The organism is Pseudomonas sp. PDNC002 (genome assembly GCF_016919445.1).
Classification (GTDB): domain Bacteria; phylum Pseudomonadota; class Gammaproteobacteria; order Pseudomonadales; family Pseudomonadaceae; genus Pseudomonas.
The window spans coordinates 1,195,317-1,213,594 of the sequence record NZ_CP070356.1 but is presented as its reverse complement, the minus strand read 5'-3'; the positions used below and the strand labels follow the sequence as shown (position 1 = coordinate 1,213,594).

General features: G+C 66.3%; 18 protein-coding genes. 8 read left to right on the top strand and 10 right to left on the bottom strand.

Annotation, left to right across the window (positions count from 1 at the left end; translation table 11 throughout):
- Window positions 1-5: 5 nt before the first annotated feature.
- Complete coding sequence (locus tag JVX91_RS05565; RefSeq protein WP_205338367.1) at window positions 6-323, top strand: antibiotic biosynthesis monooxygenase family protein; 318 nt, start codon at window positions 6-8, stop codon at window positions 321-323.
- Window positions 324-352: 29 nt separating this feature from the next.
- Here JVX91_RS05565 and JVX91_RS05560 read toward each other — a convergent pair whose 3' ends face one another.
- The 6 genes from JVX91_RS05560 to hemF all read right to left on the bottom strand — a co-directional run bounded on the left by JVX91_RS05560 (window position 353) and on the right by hemF (window position 7,086).
- A complete protein-coding gene (locus tag JVX91_RS05560; RefSeq protein ID WP_205338366.1) occupies window positions 353-2,737 on the bottom strand; it encodes a TonB-dependent receptor in 2,385 nt (794 codons plus the stop codon).
- Between the two features lie 377 nt (window positions 2,738-3,114).
- The gene (locus tag JVX91_RS05555) at window positions 3,115-4,056 is read right to left on the bottom strand and encodes a FecR family protein (RefSeq protein ID WP_205338365.1); all 942 of its coding nucleotides are present in this window, start codon (window positions 4,054-4,056) and stop codon (window positions 3,115-3,117) included.
- Complete coding sequence (locus JVX91_RS05550) at window positions 4,053-4,574, bottom strand: sigma-70 family RNA polymerase sigma factor (RefSeq protein WP_205338364.1); 522 nt, start codon at window positions 4,572-4,574, stop codon at window positions 4,053-4,055. Before JVX91_RS05550 ends, JVX91_RS05555 begins: the two co-directional genes overlap by 4 nt.
- A gap of 103 nt (window positions 4,575-4,677) precedes the next feature.
- Window positions 4,678-5,016: a DOPA 4,5-dioxygenase family protein gene (locus tag JVX91_RS05545; RefSeq protein ID WP_205338363.1), complete on the bottom strand. Its 339-nt coding sequence runs from the start codon at window positions 5,014-5,016 to the stop codon at window positions 4,678-4,680.
- 110 nt (window positions 5,017-5,126) lie between these two features.
- A complete protein-coding gene (gene aroE, locus JVX91_RS05540; RefSeq protein WP_205338362.1) occupies window positions 5,127-5,948 on the bottom strand; it encodes a shikimate dehydrogenase in 822 nt (273 codons plus the stop codon).
- A 223-nt stretch (window positions 5,949-6,171) separates the two neighbouring features.
- Window positions 6,172-7,086, bottom strand: coding sequence for an oxygen-dependent coproporphyrinogen oxidase (gene hemF / locus JVX91_RS05535; RefSeq protein WP_205338361.1), 915 nt, complete (start codon window positions 7,084-7,086; stop codon window positions 6,172-6,174).
- Window positions 7,087-7,278: 192 nt separating this feature from the next.
- Between hemF and JVX91_RS05530 the strand changes: the two genes are divergently transcribed.
- Complete coding sequence (locus JVX91_RS05530) at window positions 7,279-8,256, top strand: NADPH:quinone reductase (protein ID WP_205338360.1); 978 nt, start codon at window positions 7,279-7,281, stop codon at window positions 8,254-8,256.
- A 112-nt stretch (window positions 8,257-8,368) separates the two neighbouring features.
- Here the strand turns inward: JVX91_RS05530 and JVX91_RS05525 are convergent, their stop codons facing one another.
- The 3 genes from JVX91_RS05525 to JVX91_RS05515 form a co-directional block, all read right to left on the bottom strand.
- Window positions 8,369-8,926, bottom strand: a complete 558-nt coding sequence (locus tag JVX91_RS05525; RefSeq protein ID WP_205338359.1) for an L-threonylcarbamoyladenylate synthase — start codon at window positions 8,924-8,926, stop codon at window positions 8,369-8,371.
- Between the two features lie 40 nt (window positions 8,927-8,966).
- A complete protein-coding gene (dprA, locus tag JVX91_RS05520) occupies window positions 8,967-10,058 on the bottom strand; it encodes a DNA-processing protein DprA (protein WP_205338358.1) in 1,092 nt (363 codons plus the stop codon).
- 133 nt (window positions 10,059-10,191) lie between these two features.
- Window positions 10,192-11,217: a LysM domain-containing protein gene (locus tag JVX91_RS05515; RefSeq protein WP_205338357.1), complete on the bottom strand. Its 1,026-nt coding sequence runs from the start codon at window positions 11,215-11,217 to the stop codon at window positions 10,192-10,194.
- A 138-nt stretch (window positions 11,218-11,355) separates the two neighbouring features.
- On the opposite strand from JVX91_RS05515, the gene def reads away from it, so the two are divergent.
- The 6 genes from def to JVX91_RS05485 all read left to right on the top strand — a co-directional run bounded on the left by def (window position 11,356) and on the right by JVX91_RS05485 (window position 17,545).
- A complete protein-coding gene (gene def, locus JVX91_RS05510) occupies window positions 11,356-11,862 on the top strand; it encodes a peptide deformylase (RefSeq protein ID WP_205338356.1) in 507 nt (168 codons plus the stop codon).
- A 55-nt stretch (window positions 11,863-11,917) separates the two neighbouring features.
- Window positions 11,918-12,877, top strand: coding sequence for a methionyl-tRNA formyltransferase (fmt, locus tag JVX91_RS05505; RefSeq protein WP_205338355.1), 960 nt, complete (start codon window positions 11,918-11,920; stop codon window positions 12,875-12,877).
- The gene (rsmB, locus tag JVX91_RS05500) at window positions 12,874-14,184 is read left to right on the top strand and encodes a 16S rRNA (cytosine(967)-C(5))-methyltransferase RsmB (RefSeq protein WP_205338354.1); all 1,311 of its coding nucleotides are present in this window, start codon (window positions 12,874-12,876) and stop codon (window positions 14,182-14,184) included. The genes fmt and rsmB overlap by 4 nt, the downstream gene beginning before the upstream one ends.
- Before the next feature lie 43 nt (window positions 14,185-14,227).
- The gene (gene trkA, locus JVX91_RS05495; RefSeq protein ID WP_205338353.1) at window positions 14,228-15,601 is read left to right on the top strand and encodes a Trk system potassium transporter TrkA; all 1,374 of its coding nucleotides are present in this window, start codon (window positions 14,228-14,230) and stop codon (window positions 15,599-15,601) included.
- 124 nt (window positions 15,602-15,725) lie between these two features.
- Window positions 15,726-17,177, top strand: a complete 1,452-nt coding sequence (locus JVX91_RS05490) for a TrkH family potassium uptake protein (protein ID WP_205338352.1) — start codon at window positions 15,726-15,728, stop codon at window positions 17,175-17,177.
- Window positions 17,178-17,227: 50 nt separating this feature from the next.
- The gene (locus tag JVX91_RS05485) at window positions 17,228-17,545 is read left to right on the top strand and encodes a tetratricopeptide repeat protein (RefSeq protein ID WP_205338351.1); all 318 of its coding nucleotides are present in this window, start codon (window positions 17,228-17,230) and stop codon (window positions 17,543-17,545) included.
- A 50-nt stretch (window positions 17,546-17,595) separates the two neighbouring features.
- On the opposite strand, the gene JVX91_RS05480 is transcribed toward JVX91_RS05485, so the two are convergent.
- Window positions 17,596-18,246, bottom strand: a complete 651-nt coding sequence (locus tag JVX91_RS05480; RefSeq protein ID WP_205338350.1) for a 7-cyano-7-deazaguanine/7-aminomethyl-7-deazaguanine transporter — start codon at window positions 18,244-18,246, stop codon at window positions 17,596-17,598.
- Window positions 18,247-18,278: the final 32 nt, after the last annotated feature.

Sequence of the window (18,278 nt, the reverse complement as noted above, 5' to 3'; positions counted from 1 at the left end):
AGGACATGCACTGGCAAACACCCATCGAACACGAATTGCAGATCCACCCCCGGCTGGGGCACGAGGCGGAACTCGGCGCCTTGATCGACAACCTGGTCGACGGCGCACGCCGCGCGCCGGGGTGCCTGCGCTGCCAGCTGGTCGCCCGTGAGAACGGCCAGCCGTGGCTGCTGCAAGGCAGCTGGAAAGACGAGGAAGCCCTGCTGGACTACTTCGCCACACCCTCATTGCAGCTGCTCGGCGAAGTGCTTTTATGCCACTGCCGAAGGCTTAGCGGCGGCATAGTGGAAACCCTCGATCAGGCCACCGGAAAGGTGGCCTGAGTCTTTTCAGAGAGAGCGCTTTCAGACGCTCAATATTCCAGGCTCCAGCCCAGGGTGAAGGTGCGGCCGCGGCCCTGGTAGTCATAGAGATAGGCCGGCCCATAGGTCGGCGAATAGAACAGCGCGGCGCGCTGGCCCCAGACGGTGCTGTACTGCTTGTCCAGCAGGTTCTGGATACCGGCGCTGAAGGTGCCGAAGCCGGTCTTCTGCTCGCCCATCAGGTCGAAGGTGGTGTAGCCGTCGATCTCGTGGTCCGCATCGTCCTTCAGGTTGAACGCGTGCTGGGCCTGCAGGCGGGCACTGCGCTCACCATCGCCCCAGCCGACGAACGCGGTGGACTTGGACAGCGACGCATAGCGCGCATCACGCTTGATCCAGTCGCCATCGGCATCCTCTTCTTCCGAGCGCACCAGGTGCAGCGTGGTGCCGCCCTGCCAGCCGTTCTCGAAGTAACGGGTAACCGCGCCCTCGAAGCCAAAGTCGCGGCTCTTCTGGTCTTCCACATCGATGGTCAGGGTCGCCGCGTCGGTGGTGATGATCTTGTCCGACCAGATGTAGTAGACCGCCGCCTGGGTCTGCCACTGCATGTCGCTGTAGCGCCAGCCGGTCTCGACCTGGCGGCTCTTGATGCCGGCCAGCGGGTTGTCGTCCACCGACAGGCCCGCCTTGCCGTAGTACTTGGCCGGGTCGGGCAGGTCGAAGCCTTCGCTGTAGTTGGTCCAGACCTGATGGCCGTTCTTGAAGTCGTAGATCGCGCCGAGGTTGAACAGGTTGACCTGGTAGTCGTTGCTGCCGCCGGGCACGCCTTTGAAGTCGTCCACCTCGACGTCCATCTTCTGGTGGCGCGCGCCGCCGGAGATGGTCAGGTTGTCGGTGGCCTTCCAGTCCAGCTGGCCGTAGAAGGACAGGCCGTCGACGATGTAGCTCGGGTAGCGCGGCGCGCTGCTGGCGGTTTCCAGGTCCAGGCCACCGCTCTCGGAGGACAGGCGCTGGTCGAAGACCTTCTGCTCGGCGTTGAAGCGCTCGTGGTCGAGGTCCACGCCATAGGTGAACTTGAACGCATCCCACTGCTTGCTGAACAGGCCCTTCAGGCCGCTGACCTCGAAGTTCTGCTGCGAGCCGGCGAAGTACACGCCCTTGGAGCCGGTCGGCTTGCCGGTGTTGTAGTAGGGGAAGGGATAGAAGTTGTCGTCTTCCTTGCGGTAGTACGCCTGCAGGTAGAAGTCCTGCTCCAGCAGGTTGCTGTGGTGGTAGTTGGCATTGAGCAGCACGCGGCGCGAACGCGGCTCGAGATCGGTGTCCATTCCGCTGCGGATTTCCGCGTCTTCCAGGTTCGACGGGCCCTGGTACTTCAGGTTGGGAAAGTAGATGCCGGTGCTGCCGTCGTTGCCCGAATCGTAGTACTGCGCCAGCAGGTCGAGGCTCTGCTCGTCGGTGAACTGCGCGGTGAGGTTGCCCATCACGTCGACGGTGCGGTTGTACTGCAGGTCGGTCTGGGTGTTGTCGATGAAGATCTGGTTGCCGCCGCCGTCGTAGAAGGCTTCGTTCTTCTCCGCCGAGACGCCCAGGCGGCCAGCTACGCGGTCGTTGCCGCCGCTGATGGACTGCGCAGCGCGGGTCGACAGGTCATCGCTGTTGTTGAAGCCGCTGGTGGCGCCCAGCTGCGTCTCGAAGCGCGCATCACCCGCCGCGCCCTTCTTGGTGATGATGTTGATGATGCCGCCGGTGGCGCCGCCGCCGTAGATCGCGCTGGCGCCGGAGAGCACTTCGATGCGCTCGACGTTGAACGGCGAGATGCTGTCGAACTGCCGCGACAGGCCGCGCGAGCTGTTCTGGCTGACGCCGTCGATCATCACCAGCACGTTGCGCCCGCGCATGTTCTGGCCGTAGTTGGTGCGGCCCTCGGGCGCCAGGTCAAGACCGGGAACCAGCTTTCCCACGGCCTCCTTCAGGCTGACGCCGGTGTCGAGCTGTTCGCGCAGCTGGGTCTGGTCGACCACCCAGACGGTGCCGGGGATCGAGCTGATGTCGGTGGGCGTGCGCGCCGCCACGCTGATCTGCATCGGCGCCAGGCTCAGGGCGGCGGAATCGTCCTTCTCGCGCTTGAGCAGCACGGTGCGCTCGTCGGTGAAGCGCCAGCTCACGCCACTGCCGGAGAGCAGTTGGTTGAGCGCTTCCTCGGTCGTGTAGGTACCGTCCAGCCCTTCGCTCTGCAGGCCCTGGATGTCCTCGGAATTGAACAGCAGGTACAGCCCTGCCTGGTCGGCGAACTGGGTCAGGGCACTGTCCAGGCTGCGCGGGGCGATGTGCAGTTCGACGGCGGCAGCGTTCGCGGCGTGGACGACGGGCGCGGCGGCGCCGAGCAGGGAAGCGAGCAGAATCGCGCGGTGCAGCGGGGAAGGACGGTAATGCATGCGGGTGAAATCCGTTCTTGTGTGGCAGGGTCGCGTATTGAGAATTTTTCGCGTTCCTGCCTACGACGAAACGGTCATGCAAACCTTGCAGTGCTGAATGAAAAATATTTTCATTTTCCTGGGTGGAGCAGCTGAGACCGGCGCCAATTTCACTCCGTAGGAGCAACTGTCTTTCTCGGGAAGCCCGTGCCGATGCTTTCCCCTCACCCCGGCCCTCTCCCAAGGGGAGAGGGAGCCGTTCGGCGCTTTGGGGATGTTTCTGAGTCAGCCGGCTAACGCCGAATGAGCAGCTCGCTCAGGACAGTCCCCTCTCCCCCTGGGAGAGGGTCAGGGTGAGGGCCGACCCAAGCGCAGAAGCATCTCGTAGGAGCAGATCGTCAGGCCTTGGGCGCCGGGCGGATCAGCACCAGCCACGGCAGATGCGTGACCGTCACCGGCTGCAGCCGCTCCAGCGTCTTGAGCAAGGCGCCAGGGTCCTGCAGGTCGAACACACCGCTGACCTTGTGTTGGCGCAGCGCGCTGTCGGTCAGCACGATGCGCCCGGGCACGTAGCGCTCCAGTTCATCGAGCACCTCGCCCAGCGGCCGCTGGTTGAAGATCAGCTTGCCGCGCTGCCAGGCACTGGCGCTGGACAGGTCCAGCGGCTGCGCCGGCTCGGGCGCGACACGCTCGCGGTAACTCAGGCGCTCGCCTGCGGACAGCCGCACCGGCGCGCTGCCGGCGCTATTCACCTGCACCACGCCTTCGGTCACGTCGACGCGCACCTGCGGCCCGCGGCTGTCGACGTCGAAGCGCGTACCCACGGCGCGAACCTCGCCGCCCCGGGCCTCGACGATGAAGGGCCGCGCGGGATCTTTCGCCACCTCAAACAGGGCTTCGCCGGTGTGCAGGCGCAGGCGCCGCTGCTGTGGGCTGAAGTCCACGGACAGCGCGCTGTCGCTGTTCAGCCACACGCGGCTGCCATCGTCCAACGCCAGCATCCGCCGCTCTCCGGTACGGGTGGCGTAGTCGGCATACACGCCCGCCAACGGTTCGGGCAGGGCAATGGTTACGGCAATCGCTCCGACACAGGCCGCCGCGGCCAACGCCAGCCAGCGGCGCGGACGCCGGGTGCGACGGCGATAATCCTCGGCATGGCGGGTTTCCGGCAAGGCACCCCACAGCGCCTCGGCCTCGCGGGCGGCGCGCTCGTGTTCCGGGCTCTGCCCGCGCCAGCGCAGGAAGTCCATGCGCTCGCCAGCGCCAGCACTGCCCGAATGCAGTTGCACCAGGCGCTCGATGGCTTCATCGCCCAGCAGGTTCTGTTCGACGCAGCTCATGGCGCGTCCCCCTGGCGCTGCGCCCAGTCCCGGCAATGGCGCATGGCCTGGACGATGTACTTGCCCACCATGCTCTCGGAAACGCCCAGGCGCTGGGCGATTTGCGCATGGGTCAGGCCGTCGAGGCGGTTCATCAGCAGTGCAGCGCGAGCATTCGGCGGCAACTGGTCGAGGGCGGCGTCGAGGTGTTCCAGCGCCTCATGGGCGAGCAGGCGGTGCTCCAGCCCGGAAGCGGGATCGCTAAGGTCATTGGCGGCCGCTTCATCGACGTGCAACTCGGCCAGCCGGCCCTCGCGGCGCAGGTTGTCGATGGCGATGTTGCCGGCGACACGGAACAGGTAGGCGCGGGGGTCCTGCACCTCGGCTTCGGCAGGGTGGTCGGCCAGGCGCAGCCAGGTGTCCTGGGCCACGTCCGCCGCGCGCTGATTGTCGCCCAACCGCCGCGCAAGGAAGCGCATCAGGTCCGCGTAATGCGCCTGGAAGCTCTGCAGCAGGGAGGAGGAGGCGAAGCGCCGCATGATGGCCGAAATACCCCGAAAAACCGGCCAACGTCTGTCAGACCGATGCGAAGGGACGGCAGCATACACCGAATCGAGAATTATTATCGAATGCAAAAACGTGTCAGCTCGTGAACTGCGAGAGGTCCAGCGGGCGCACTTCGCCCATCCACAGGCCGTGGTCGCGGTGGTCGCGCAGGTCATCGCCGGTGTTGGGATGGACGAAGATCACCAGGCCATCGCGATTCAGCGCCAGCCACGGCACCAGGGTGGCGAAGGTGGCGTTGTCGAAGGCCAGCTGGCAGCTCCAGTCCGGATGCGGTCCGACCGGTCGCTCATGCACCCGGCCCATCTTCGCGCCGAACCGGCGCGCGGCCTCTTCGCACAGCGCCCGGGCGCGCTCAATGCTGCTCGCGTCGAAATAGACGTGGGCGTGGAAATCCTTGATCGGTGTGTCGGTCATCGGTCCTGCTCCAGTTCCGCCTGCAGCCAGTCGACGAAACGCTGCGCCAGCGTCCCGACGAAGGTTGCGTGCTCGTCCGCGATCATCGCCGGCAGAACCGGCGATCCAAATCAGCCTTTCAGCTGCCGCCGCAACTCTTCCAGCACCGGCGCCGAATCCGGCCGCACGCCGCGCCACAGCAGGAAAGCCTCCGCCGCCTGCTCCACCAGCATGCCCAGCCCGTCGATGCAGCGCGCCGCGCCGTGCTCGGCGGCCCAGCGGTTGAAGGCGGTGATGTCCTTGCCGTACATCATGTCGTAGCAGACGGTATGGCCCGGCTTGATCAGCGCCGGGTCGATGGGCGGCAGTTCACCGGCCAGGGAAGCCGAGGTGCCGTTGACAATCAGGTCGAAGGGCTCGCCCTTGAGGTCGAAACCGCCGCCGCGCACGTCGCCCAGATCCTTGAACTCCCCGGCCAGTTGCGCAGCCTTGGACGCCGTGCGGTTGGCAATCACGATGCAGGCCGGCTGCTCGGCCAGGAAGGGTTCTAGAATGCCGCGTACCGCGCCACCGGCGCCCAGCACCAGGATGCGCGCACCGTGCAGGACGACGCCGTGGTTCACCGTCAGGTCGCGAGTCAGCCCGGCGCCGTCGGTGTTGTCGCCCAGCAGACCGCCACCGTCGAGCTTCTTCAGGGTATTCACCGCACCGGCCCGCCGAGCACGCTCGCTCAGCTCGCTGGCCAGGCGGTAGGCGTCTTCCTTGAACGGCACGGTGACGTTGCCGCCCAGGCCCTGTTCGAAGAACTCGCGGGCGTTCGCGGCGAAGTCGTCCAACGGCGCCAATCGCGCGTCATAGCTCAGCGCCTGACCGGTCTGCTCGGCGAACAGACGGTGAATCTGCGGCGACTTGCTGTGGCCGATGGGGTTGCCGAAGACGCAGTAGCGGTCCATTGGGGAATCCTGAGCGTGAAAATCGAAAGGCCGAGAGAGTGCCGGTTTCCCCCCACGCTGCCAAGCCTGCAAGGGCGCGCCACGGATAGTTAGAGCCGCCGGGCCATTCGGAATGGCTTTTGTAGGAGCGGAGCTTCTCCGCGATCACCGCGGCAGCGGTGCAATCCTCAACCACTGGCCGGTCGGCCTGGTCGCGGAGAAGCTCCGCTCCTACAAGGGCAGGTCAGCCCTGCGCCAACCAGTCCCGATCAGTAAGGAAGTACTCGGTCAGCCGCGCTTCCTCGCTACCCGGCTCCGGCTTCCAGTCATAACCCCAGCGCACCTGAGGCGGCAGGGACATGAGGATCGACTCGGTGCGGCCGCCCGACTGCAGGCCGAACAGGGTGCCGCGGTCGTAGACCAGGTTGAACTCGACGTAGCGGCCGCGGCGGAAGGCTTGGAATTCGCGCTGCTGCTCGGTGTACGGCGTGTTCTTGCGCTTGCGCACGATGGGCAGGTAGGCGTCGATGTAGGCATCGCCGATGGCGCGCAGGAAGGCGAAGCTGGTGTCGAAATCCCATTGGTTCAGGTCGTCGAAGAACAGGCCGCCGACACCGCGCGGTTCGTTGCGGTGCTTGATGTGGAAGTAGCGGTCGCACCATTCCTTGTAGCGCGGATAGACGTCCTCGCCGAAGGGTGCGCAAGCATCGCGGGCGACCTGGTGCCAGAGCACGCAGTCTTCTTCGTGGGCGTAGTAGGGCGTCAGGTCGAAGCCGCCGCCGAACCACCACACGGCCTCTTCGCCTTCCTTCTCGGCGATGAAGAAGCGCACGTTGGCGTGGGAAGTCGGCACGTGGGGGTTGGTCGGGTGGATCACCAGCGACACACCCAGCGCCTGGAAGCCGCGGCCGGCCAGTTCCGGACGATGCGCGCTGGCGGACGGCGGCAGGCCGGCGCCGAAGACGTGGGAGAAGTTCACGCCGCCCTTCTCGATCAACGCACCATCGCCGATCACCCGGGTACGACCGCCACCGCCGGCCGGACGCTGCCAGGCGTCTTCGACGAAACTTGCGCTGCCATCCTCGGCTTCGAGTGCGGCGCAGATGCGGTCTTGCAGGTCGAGCAGGTAGGCCTTCACGGCCTCGATGCGGTCGGTCACGAGAATCACCTTGGAGCGGGAAAGCCACGCGTGGCGCGGGCCGGAGCGGTATTTAGGGGCGAAAACGGGCGCAAGCATACCACCCTCGCCGGGAAAGCTGGCCTTGACGGCGGTCAAGCGTCCGGCTTGGATGAAAGTCTTTTCCCAGAGCGGCGCCGACCTCGTCGACGCCCCGTCATTCAGGAGAACGACATGGCCAAGCGTGTTCAATTCGCCAAGACCGGCGGCCCGGAAGTCCTCGAACTGGTCGACTACACCCCAGCCGATCCCGGCCCCAACGAGGTGCGGGTGCGCAACCGCGCCATCGGCCTGAACTTCATCGACACCTATTACCGCAGCGGCCTGTATCCCGCGCCGGCGATGCCCTCGGGCGTGGGCACCGAAGGTGCCGGCGAGGTGGAAGCAGTCGGCAGCGCAGTGACCAACGTGAAAGTCGGCGACCGCGTCGGCTACGCCACGGGCCCGCTGGGTGCCTACAGCGAGCAGCACACTCTACCCGCCGCCAGCGTGGTGAAACTGCCGGACGCCATCACCTTCGAGCAGGCTGCCGCGGTGATGCTCAAGGGCCTGACCGTGCAATACCTGCTGCGCCAGACCTACAACGTGCAGCCCGGCCAGACCATTCTCTGGCACGCGGCCGCCGGCGGCGTCGGACTGATCGCCTGCCAGTGGGCCAAGGCTATCGGCGCGCACCTGATCGGTACCGTCAGCTCCGCCGCCAAGGCTGAACTGGCGAAAGCCCACGGCGCTTGGGAAACCATCGACTACAGCCACGAGAACGTGGTGGAACGCGTGCTGGCGCTGTCCGATGGCAAGAAGTGCCCGGTGGTCTATGACTCGGTGGGCAAGGACACCTGGCTGACCTCGCTGGACTGCACCGCGCCGCGCGGCCTGGTGGTGAGCTTCGGCAATGCATCAGGCCCGGTGGACGGGGTGAACCTGGGCATCCTCTCGCAGAAGGGCTCGCTGTATGTCACCCGCCCGACCCTGTTCGGCTATGCGAGCACGCCGGAACGCCTGCAGGCGATGGCCGACGATCTGTTCGGCATGATCACCAGCGGCAAGGTGAAGGTGGAGATCAACCAGCGCTTCGCCCTGGCCGATGCGGCCAAGGCACAGACCGAATTGGCGGCGCGGCGCACCACCGGCTCTACCATTCTGTTGCCGTAAAGCACGATACTTTCGTAGGAGCGGAGCTTCTCCGCGATCACCGCGAGAGCGGTGCGATCTCCAGTTGCCGGCCTTCCGGCCAGCTTCGCGGACAAGATCCGCTCCTACGGGATCAGGACGGTCTTACGGTCTCGCCGGTGCGCAGGTCGCGAATCAGGCTCGGATTGCGGCGGCCGCCCAGTGCGCCGCCGAGCACGCCGTCCAGCTCGCCACGGAAGTACTGCTCGACACGCAGCCGGCTGCGCGCGGCCGGGCGCCCGGCGGGGTTGGCGGAGGTGGAGATCAGCGGGCCTGTATAGCGGCACAGCTCGCGCACCAATGGGTGATCGGTGACGCGCAGGGCGACGGTATCGTGTTCACCCGTCACCCATTCCGGCAGGCGTCCCTGGTGCGGCACCAGCCAGGTGTTCGGGCCGGGCCAACTGGCGGCGAGCTTGTCCTGCCAGGCTTCGGGCAGGTCTTCGAGGAGGAAGTCGAACTGGCGGATGTCGCCGGCCACCACGATCATGCCCTTTTCCACCGGCCGCGCCTTGATCGCCAGCAGGCGATACACGGCATCGGCGCTCCACGGGTCGCAGCCCAGGCCCCAGACGGCTTCGGTCGGATAAGCGATCACACCGCCATCGCGCACGACCTTGGCCACGCGCTGGGTACGCCAGTTGCTGTACATCGGGAACTCCTCGGATCTCGGTGCGCGGCAGTTTACGTGCTCACGGAGCACGATGCACCCAGCCCCCCGCCTCGCACGCCACCCGTCCGTCCAGCTCCAGTTCGGTCAGCGCGGCCAGCACCGAAGGCAGGTCCTGCCCACTGTTGGCGGCCAGTTGCTCGCTGCTCTGCGGCGCCGCGCACAGCAGGTCGACCAGCGGATGCGGCGCAAGAGCCGGAGCCGGCTGAATGGGTACGGACCCCGTCCAGCCCTGCAGGCCCTCGAGAATGTGCTCGACGGTTTCCACCAGTGTCGCGCCCTGGCGGATCAGTTCGTGGCAACCGCGCGCACCGGAATGGTGGATGGAGCCCGGAATCGCGTAGACCTCGCGGCCTTGCTCGGCAGCCAGGCGCGCAGTGATCAGCGAGCCACTGGACGGGCTGGCCTCCACCACCAGGGTGCCGACGGACAGGCCACTGATGATCCGATTGCGCCGCGGAAAGTTCGCCGCCTGCGGCGTGGCGTGCAGTGGCAGCTCCGAGACCAGCGCGCCGCCACCTTCGACGATGCGTTGGGCCAAGTCCAGGTGACGGCGTGGATAGATGTGCTCCAGCCCGGTGCCGAGCACCGCGACGGTCTTGCCGGATGCTTGCAACGCGCCCTCGTGGGCCGCACCGTCGATGCCGAGGGCCAGGCCGCTGGTGATTACAAAGCCACCGCCGGCCAGGCTGCGGGCGAACGCGCGGGCCGTGTCCAGCCCCGGTTTGCTGGCCCGGCGGCTACCCACCATCGCCAGTTGCGGGCGTTCCAGCAGCGTGGCATCACCAGCGACGAACAGCAGGGGCGGGGCGTCCGTCAGCTCGGCCAGCAGCGCCGGGTAGGTGGCGCCATCCCACATCACCAGATGATGTTCGGGCGCATCCAGCCAGTGCAGCGCCGTGGCGGCCAATTCACGGATGCGCGGGTCACGTCGCTGCTCGGCGGACTCGGCGGGCAAGCCGAGCGAGCGCCAGGCGGCCGCCGGTGCGCTCAGTGCGGCGGATGCCGAGTCGAAGGCGGCGAGCAATTTGCGAAAGCGGCGCGGCCCCAGCTCCGGGAGCGCGTGCAGGCGCAAGCGGGCTTCACATTCGGCGGGGGAGATATCGTAGGGCATGTCGGCAATCCTTTGCGGCGATCATTTATCCGCCAGACTATGCCGCTGCGCCAAATGGCGGCGCTGTCGGACCGGTCCGAATCGCGCCCACAAAAAACCCCGCCGAAGCGGGGTTTTCAGACGACCTGCGCGATCAGGGATTCTGCACGCGGTCGTTGACTTCCAGCGAACGGGTGGCGGTCAGTACCAGGCCGTAGCTGAGGCGGCCGTAGGTGCGGAACACCATGACCAGCCCGGAGCGCTCGTCGGGGATCTTCACCATGTCGCCGGTCACGCGGTCGCGCACGGTCTCGCCCAGCTTGTAGATCGCCAGCACGTTGCCTTCGGCCAGGCCGTCGCGGGAGCCCTTGTCCAGGGTCACCACGTCGTACTTGCCGATCTGGGTCACGCCGCGCGGCACGTCGATGATGGTGCCCTTGATCGGGGTGCTCGGCTCGCTGGGCATGAAGGTCGAGGTGATCGCGCGTTCCTCGGTGGGGAACAGGCGGTCGCCCGGACGGACTTCCTGCGTGGTGCGGGTCAACATGAGGGTGGCGACGTCGTCTTCCTTGGCGGTGACGTTGGCACCACCGACGTCCATGGCATCGATGCCCAGGACTTCGTTGGTTTCCGGGTCGGTATAGACCTTGGCCTGGCGGAAGATGCCGTAGCTGTTCTCTTCGGCCAGCGATTTGCCACGTGCGTAGGCACGGTCACCGGCGCCGGTGATCACGCTCTCGTTATCGCCGGCGACGACATAGGGCGCGTCGGTGAAGACGGCTTCGCTGTCGACGATGCGGTTGGAGAGCAGGAAGGCGTTGATCTTGTCCAGCGGAATGGTCGGGATCGCCTCGGCGATCGGGGTGCTGCGCACCCGCGGCGACAACTTGATGGTCCCGCGCGACGCGCCGCGGTTGAGCATCAGGCGTGGCTGGCCATCGATATACACCAGACTCAGCTCGTCACCCGGATAGATCAGGTGCGGGTTCTGGATCTGCGGATTCACCTGCCAGATTTCCGGCCACTTCCACGGCTTGCTGAGGAACTTGCCGGAGATGTCCCAGAGGGTGTCGCCCTTCACTACGGTATAGCGATCCGGATGGCCGTCCTTGAGCTGCACGGCAGCCTGCGCCACCCCGCCTGCGGCGAGCAGCAGCAGGGCGAGTAGTGTTTTCCTCATGCGGTGAATCCCTTTATTATGTGTACACATGAAACGCCTGGAAGCCGCCCCTACCGCGCTTTCCAGCCGTTTTTCGATGCTGCTCAGCATATTAGCAGCCGATTTTGACTTTATTCCACAAGTGCATCACAAACGTATATGGCCATTCTGAACATTCTCGAATTCCCCGATCCGCGCCTGCGGACCATCGCCAAGCCGGTCACGGTCTTCGATGACGCCCTGCGCACGCTGATCGACGACATGTTCGAGACCATGTACGAGGCGCCGGGCATCGGTCTTGCGGCGACGCAGATCAACGTGCACAAGCGCGTAGTGGTGATGGACCTGTCCGAAGACAAGTCCGAACCGCGGGTCTACATCAACCCGGAGTTCGAATTCCTCACCGACCAGATGGACCAGTACCAGGAAGGCTGCCTGTCGGTGCCCGGCTTCTACGAGAACGTCGACCGCCCGCAGAAGGTGAAGATCAAGGCCCAGGACCGCGACGGCAATCCGTTCGAGGAAGTCGCCGAAGGCCTGCTCGCCGTGTGCATCCAGCACGAGTGCGATCACTTGAACGGCAAGCTGTTCGTCGATTACCTGTCCAACCTCAAGCGCGACCGCATCCGCAAGAAGCTGGAAAAGCAGCACCGGCAACAGGCGTGACCCCATCCCCCAAAGGCTTGCCCCGGCAAGCCTTTTGTTTTTTGTGAGCCCGATAATGAGCCAAGCACTGCGCATCGTCTTCGCCGGCACCCCGGAATTCGCCGCCGAACACCTCAAGGCCCTGCTCGATACTCCCCATGAGATCGTCGCCGTCTACACCCAGCCGGACCGCCCGGCCGGCCGCGGCCAGAAGCTGATGCCCAGCCCGGTCAAGCAGCTCGCCCTGGAGAACGGCCTCACCGTGCTGCAGCCGCCGACCCTGCGCGATCCCGCCGCCCAGGCGGAGCTGGCCGCGTTCAAGCCGGACCTGATGGTGGTGGTGGCCTACGGGCTGATCCTGCCGCAGGTAGTGCTGGATATCCCGCGTCTGGGCTGCATCAATAGCCACGCCTCCCTGCTGCCGCGCTGGCGCGGCGCCGCGCCGATCCAGCGCGCGGTGGAGGCGGGCGATGCCGAAAGCGGCGTCACCGTGATGCAGATGGAAGCGGGCCTGGACACCGGGCCGATGTTGCTCAAGGTCAGCACACCGATTTCCGCCGAGGACACTGGCGGCAGCCTGCATGACCGCCTGGCCGAGCTCGGCCCGAAAGCCGTGGTCGAGGCCATCGCCGGCCTCGCCGCCGGCACCCTCAAGGGCGAGGTGCAGGACGACGCCCTGGCCACCTACGCGCACAAGCTGAACAAGGAAGAGGCGCGCATCGACTGGGCGCGCCCGGCCGACGAGCTGGAGCGCCGCATCCGCGCCTTCACCCCGTGGCCGGTCTGCCACACCAGCCTCGGCGACGCCGCGCTGAAGGTGCTCGGTGCCAAGCCCGCGCAGGGCAAGGGCGAGCCCGGCAGGATTCTCGATGCCAGCCGCGACGGCCTGTTGGTCGCCTGCGGTAAAGGTGCGCTGCTGTTGACCCGCCTGCAACTGCCCGGCGGCAAGCCGCTGGCCTTCGCCGATCTGTTCAACAGCCGTCGCGAGCAGTTCGCTCCCGGCCAGACGCTTGGTCAACCAGGGCAGGGCCAATGAGCACCAATCCCCGTCTGGCCGCGGCCCGCGCCCTGGCCGCCGTCCTCGCCGGCCGCGCCTCGCTGGGCAGCTCGCTGCCGACCCAGCTGGAGAACGTCGAGCCACGCGACCGGGGCCTGGTGCAGGAACTGGCCTTCGGCAGCGCCCGCTGGCAGCCGCGCCTGTCCACCCTCGCCGCGCGCCTGCTGCAGAAACCGTTCAAGGCCGGCGACCGTGACGTCGAGGCCTTGCTGCTGGTCGGCCTGTACCAGTTGCTCTACACCCGTATTCCACCCCACGCCGCCATCGGCGAGACCGTCGGCTGCGCGGACAAGCTGAAGAAGCCCTGGGCCAAGGGCCTGCTCAACGCCGTGTTGCGCCGCGCCCAGCGCGAGAGCGAAATCCTGCTGGCCGAGGTCGACAAGGACCCGGCGGCACGCCTGGCGCACCCGCGCTGGCTGCAGAAGGCGCTGAAGAAATCCTGGCCAGAGCAGTACGAGGCCATCTGCGCCGCGAACAACGCCCACCCGCCGATGACCCTGCGGGTGAACCGCCGTCACGGCAGCCGTGATGCCTATCTGGAAGAGCTCAACCGCGTCGGCTTCGAAGCCACCGCCTGCGAGTTCAGCCGTGACGGCATCAACCTCGTGCAGCCGTGCGACGTGCGCGAGCTGCCCGGCTTCGCCGAAGGCCGCGTCAGCGTTCAGGACGAGGCCGCGCAACTGGCCGCCGACCTGCTCGAGCTGGCGCCGAACCAGCGCGTGCTGGACGCCTGCTGCGCCCCCGGCGGCAAGACCTGCCACCTGATGGAAGCCGAATCCGCGCTGGCCGGTGTGGTCGCCGTGGACCTGGAGGAAAGTCGCCTGGTGCGCGTTCGCGAGAACCTCGCGCGCCTGCAACTCGAAGCCGAGCTGTTCGCCGCCGACGCCCGCGATACGGCCAAATGGTGGGACGGCAAGCCGTTCCAGCGCATCCTGCTGGACGCACCGTGCTCCGCCACCGGGGTGATCCGCCGCCATCCGGACATCAAGCTGACCCGCACCGCCGAGGACATCGAGGCGCTGGCAAAGCTGCAGGGCGAACTACTCGATGCGCTGTGGGCGACCCTCGAAGTCGGCGGCGTGATGGTCTATGCCACGTGCTCGGTGATGCCGCAGGAAAACAGCGAGCAGATCGCTGCGTTCCTCGGTCGCACCCCTGGCGCCCGCGAGCTGGATCTGCCCGGTCCCTGGGGCATCAAGCAGCCCCACGGCCGCCAGTTGCTGCCGCAGCAGGGCGGGCATGACGGCTTCTACTATGCCAAGCTGATCAAGATTTCCGCCCGCTGATAGCGGGCGCAACGCAGTCCGATACGGAAAGCACGCCGCTCCCATGAAGATCATCATCCTCGGCGCCGGCCAGGTCGGCGGAACCCTGGCCGAGCACCTCGCCAGCGAAGCCAACGACATCACCGTGGTCGACACCGACGGCGAACGCCTGCGCGACCTCAACGACCGCCTGGACATCCGCACCGTCCACGGCAAGGCCTCGTTCCCCACCGTGCTGCGCCAGGCCGGCGCGGATGACGCCGACATGCTGGTGGCGGTGACCAACAGCGACGAGGTGAACATGGTGGCCTGCCAGGTCGCCTACACCCTTTTCAACACCCCGACGCGCATCGCCCGCGTGCGCGAGGCGGCGTACCTGACCCGTGCCGGGCTGTTCGACAACGAAGCGATCCCGGTCGACGTGCTGATCAGCCCCGAGCAGGTGGTGACCAACTACATCAAGCGCCTGGTGGAATACCCCGGCGCCCTCCAGGTGATCGACTTCGCCGAGGGCAAGGCGCAGCTGGTGGGCATCCGCGCCTATTACGGCGGCCCGCTGGTGGGCCAGGAGTTGCGCCAGCTGCGCGAGCACATGCCCAACGCCGATACCCGTGTGGCGGCGATCTATCGCCGTAACCGCCCGATCATTCCCCAGGGCGACACGGTGATCGAAGCGGACGACGAGGTGTTCTTCATCGCCGCCAAGGCTCACATCCGCGCGGTAATGGGTGAGATGCGCCGGCTGGAGGACAGCTACAAGCGGATCATCATCGCCGGCGGCGGCAACATCGGCGAGCGGCTGGCCGAGGCCATCGAGAACCGCTACCAGGTGAAGATCATCGAGATGAACCCGGCGCGCTGCCGGCACCTCTCGGACAACCTGGACAGCGCCATCGTGCTGCAAGGCAGCGCCTCCGACCGCGACCTCCTGCTGGAGGAGAACATCGGCGAGACCGACCTGTTCCTCGCGCTGACCAACGACGACGAGGCCAATATCATGTCCTCGCTGCTGGCCAAGCGCCTGGGCGCGCGCAAGGTGATGACGCTGATCAACAACCCCGCCTACGTCGATCTGGTGCAGGGCGGCGAGATCGACATCGCCATCAGCCCGCAGCTGGCCACCATCGGCACGCTGCTGACCCACGTGCGTCGTGGCGACATCGAGAGTGTGCACTCCCTGCGCCGTGGCGCGGCCGAGGCCATCGAAGTGGTCGCCCACGGCGACGCCAAGTCGAGCAAGGTGATCGGTCGCAAGATCAACGAAGTGCAGTTGCCGCCCGGCACCACCATCGGCGCGGTGATCCGCGACGACGACGTGCTGATCGCCCATGGCGAGACGCAGATCGAATCCGGCGACCACGTGATCCTCTTCGTGGTCGACAAGAAGCGTATCCGCGACGTCGAGCGGCTGTTCCAGGCTGGCCTCACCTTCTTCTGATCCGCCAAGGGTCGCCGCCAGGCGGCCCCGGCTTAATCAAAGGCGGATTCAGAAGGGTCCTACTGCGCTAATCTGCCTACCTTGTCACCCTGCGCGACCTGTTCCAGCCTGCCTGCTTCCGGTCATGCGCTATTTCCCCATCGGTCGAATCCTCGGCGTGCTGCTGATGCTGTTCAGCGCCACGCACCTGCCTCCCCTGTTCGTGGACCTCCACTACGCCGAGCGCTCGTGGCAGCCGTTCGCGCTGTCGTTCCTGGTCACGCTGCTGACCGGCTTCGCCATCTGGTGGCCGTGCCGCCAGCACAAGCAGGACCTGCGCATCCGCGATGGCTACCTGGTCACCGCGCTGTTCTGGACCGTGCTGGGGTCCTTCGGCGCTCTGCCCTTCGCCCTGTCGGATGCGCCGCACATGGGCGTGGTCAATGCACTGTTCGAATCCTTCTCCGGCCTCTCCACCACCGGGGCCACTGTGCTCACCGGCCTCGATGCGCTACCTCACGCCATCCTCTACTACCGCCAGCAACTGCAATGGCTGGGCGGCATGGGCATCGTGGTGCTGGCGGTAGCGGTGATGCCGATGCTCGGCATCGGCGGCATGCAGCTGTACCGCGCGGAGATGCCCGGCCCGCTGAAGGACCACAAGCTCTCGCCGCGCATTGCCGATACCGCCAAGACGCTGTGGTTTCTCTATTGCGGCCTGACCGCCGCCTGCGCGCTGGCCTACTGGGCGGCGGGCATGAACCTGTTCGACGCGGTCGGTCACAGCTTTTCCACCATCGCCATCGGCGGCTTCTCCACTCATGACGCCAGCATCGGCTACTTCGACAGCCCGCTGATCGAACTGATCTGCATGGCCTTCCTGGTGATTTCCGGGATCAACTTCAGCCTGCACTTTCTCGCCTGGCGCCAGCGCAAGGTCAGCCACTACCTGAAAGACCCGGAATGCCGGGCGTACCTGGGTATCCTGCTGGTGCTCTTCCTGATCACCGCGACGACGCTGATCCTCAAGCACCACTACGAATCACCGTTGCAGTCGATCCGCTACGCGGCGTTCATGGTGATCTCGGTGGCGACCACCACCGGCTTCGGCCTCGCCGACTTCAGCACCTGGCCGACCCTGCTGCCGTACCTGCTGCTCTACAGCACCTTCATCGGCGCCTGCGCCGGCTCCACCGGCGGCGGCATGAAGGTGATGCGCATGCTGCTGGTGTACCGGCAGGGCATGCGCGAATTCCTCCGCCTGCTGCATCCCAACGGGGTGTTCCTGGTGAAGCTCGGTCGACGCACTGTGTCCGACCGCGTGGTGGAATCGGTGTGGGCGTTCTTCTCCATCTACCTGCTGACCTTCGTGACCCTGATGCTGGTGCTCCTGGCCCTGGGCGTGGACCAGCTCACCGCGTTCTCCACACTCGCCTCCTGCCTGAACAACCTCGGTCCGGCGCTGGGCGAGGCGGCGGTGCACTACGGCAGCCTGCCGGACAGCGCCAAGCTGGTGCTGAGCCTGGCGATGGTGCTGGGACGGTTGGAAGTGTTCTCCCTGCTGATCCTGCTTACGCCCGCCTTTTGGCGCACGTGAGGCGGCCCACTTGAGGCAGAATGACGGCCTCGTTGACGAAGGGCCTTGCCATGATCGACTCGCTGGAAAAGATGCTCGCCAAGGGCGTGGACAATTCGCTGCTGCGCTTCGGCCTGGGCAAGGGCTACCTGGACGCTGGTGACGGCGCGAAAGCCGCCGAGCACCTGCGGCGTTGCGTGGAGCAGGACCCGAAGTACTCCGCCGCCTGGAAGCTGCTGGGCAAGGCGCTGCAGGCGCAGGGTGACCTGGACGGCGCACGCACGGCCTGGACCGACGGGCTGGCCGCAGCGCAGGCCCACGGCGACAAGCAGGCGGAGAAGGAGATGACCGTGTTCCTGCGCAAGCTGGACAAGACAAAGGGCGCCTAGGCGCCCTTTTTCATGGCCGGCAGCTCAGTGCCGATGCTCTTCTTGCGGCCTCAGGCCACCGAGGGTTGCCGGCGCAGGTTACGGGTGATGGCGCTGAGCAGCATGCCGTAGAGCGGCACGAACAACATCAGCATCACCGCCAGCTTCACGCCGTAGTCGACCCAGGCGATCTCCACCCAGTGCTCGGCCATGAAGGCGTTGTCGCTGTGCCAGAAGGCGATGGAGAAGAAGGTGAAGGTGTCCAGCAGGTTGCCGAACAGGGTCGAGACCACCGGGGCGATCCACCACTGGCGCATGCGGCGCAGGCGGTCGAAGACCTGGATGTCGAGGATCTGGCCGAACACGTAGGCCAGGAAGCTGGCCAGGGAAATCCGCGCCACGAAGGTGTTGAATTCGCCCAGCGATGCAAAGCCTCTGAAGGCGCCTTCCTGGAAGATCACCGAAATGACGTAGGAAGCCAGCAGCGCCGGAATCATCACCCGCGCGATGACCAGCCGTGCCGGGCGCTTGCCGAGCAGGCGGACGGTGAGGTCGGTGGCCAGGAAGATGAACGGGAAACTGAACGCGCCCCAGGTGGTGTGCCAGCCAAAGAGGGTCATTGGCAGCTGCACCAGGTAGTTGCTGGCGATGATGATCAGGATGTGGAACGCGACCAGGCCGGCGAGTGCGCCGCGCCGTGCCGCCGGAAGGGATGCCGACATGCTTGGGCCTTTTTCGTCGATGGGGTGAGGGA

Excerpts from the sequence above, each read along its gene's own strand:
- JVX91_RS05565 (WP_205338367.1), top strand. The coding sequence starts at position 6 with ATGCACTGGCAAACACCCATCGAACACGAATTGCAGATCCACCCCCGG.
- JVX91_RS05560 (WP_205338366.1), bottom strand. The coding sequence starts at position 2,737 with ATGCATTACCGTCCTTCCCCGCTGCACCGCGCGATTCTGCTCGCTTCC.
- JVX91_RS05555 (WP_205338365.1), bottom strand. The coding sequence starts at position 4,056 with ATGAGCTGCGTCGAACAGAACCTGCTGGGCGATGAAGCCATCGAGCGC.
- JVX91_RS05550 (WP_205338364.1), bottom strand. The coding sequence starts at position 4,574 with ATGCGGCGCTTCGCCTCCTCCTCCCTGCTGCAGAGCTTCCAGGCGCAT.
- JVX91_RS05545 (WP_205338363.1), bottom strand. The coding sequence starts at position 5,016 with ATGACCGACACACCGATCAAGGATTTCCACGCCCACGTCTATTTCGAC.
- aroE (WP_205338362.1), bottom strand. The coding sequence starts at position 5,948 with ATGGACCGCTACTGCGTCTTCGGCAACCCCATCGGCCACAGCAAGTCG.
- JVX91_RS05530 (WP_205338360.1), top strand. The coding sequence starts at position 7,279 with ATGGCCAAGCGTGTTCAATTCGCCAAGACCGGCGGCCCGGAAGTCCTC.
- JVX91_RS05525 (WP_205338359.1), bottom strand. The coding sequence starts at position 8,926 with ATGTACAGCAACTGGCGTACCCAGCGCGTGGCCAAGGTCGTGCGCGAT.
- dprA (WP_205338358.1), bottom strand. The coding sequence starts at position 10,058 with ATGCCCTACGATATCTCCCCCGCCGAATGTGAAGCCCGCTTGCGCCTG.
- JVX91_RS05515 (WP_205338357.1), bottom strand. The coding sequence starts at position 11,217 with ATGAGGAAAACACTACTCGCCCTGCTGCTGCTCGCCGCAGGCGGGGTG.
- def (WP_205338356.1), top strand. The coding sequence starts at position 11,356 with ATGGCCATTCTGAACATTCTCGAATTCCCCGATCCGCGCCTGCGGACC.
- fmt (WP_205338355.1), top strand. The coding sequence starts at position 11,918 with ATGAGCCAAGCACTGCGCATCGTCTTCGCCGGCACCCCGGAATTCGCC.
- rsmB (WP_205338354.1), top strand. The coding sequence starts at position 12,874 with ATGAGCACCAATCCCCGTCTGGCCGCGGCCCGCGCCCTGGCCGCCGTC.
- trkA (WP_205338353.1), top strand. The coding sequence starts at position 14,228 with ATGAAGATCATCATCCTCGGCGCCGGCCAGGTCGGCGGAACCCTGGCC.
- JVX91_RS05490 (WP_205338352.1), top strand. The coding sequence starts at position 15,726 with ATGCGCTATTTCCCCATCGGTCGAATCCTCGGCGTGCTGCTGATGCTG.
- JVX91_RS05485 (WP_205338351.1), top strand. The coding sequence starts at position 17,228 with ATGATCGACTCGCTGGAAAAGATGCTCGCCAAGGGCGTGGACAATTCG.
- JVX91_RS05480 (WP_205338350.1), bottom strand. The coding sequence starts at position 18,246 with ATGTCGGCATCCCTTCCGGCGGCACGGCGCGGCGCACTCGCCGGCCTG.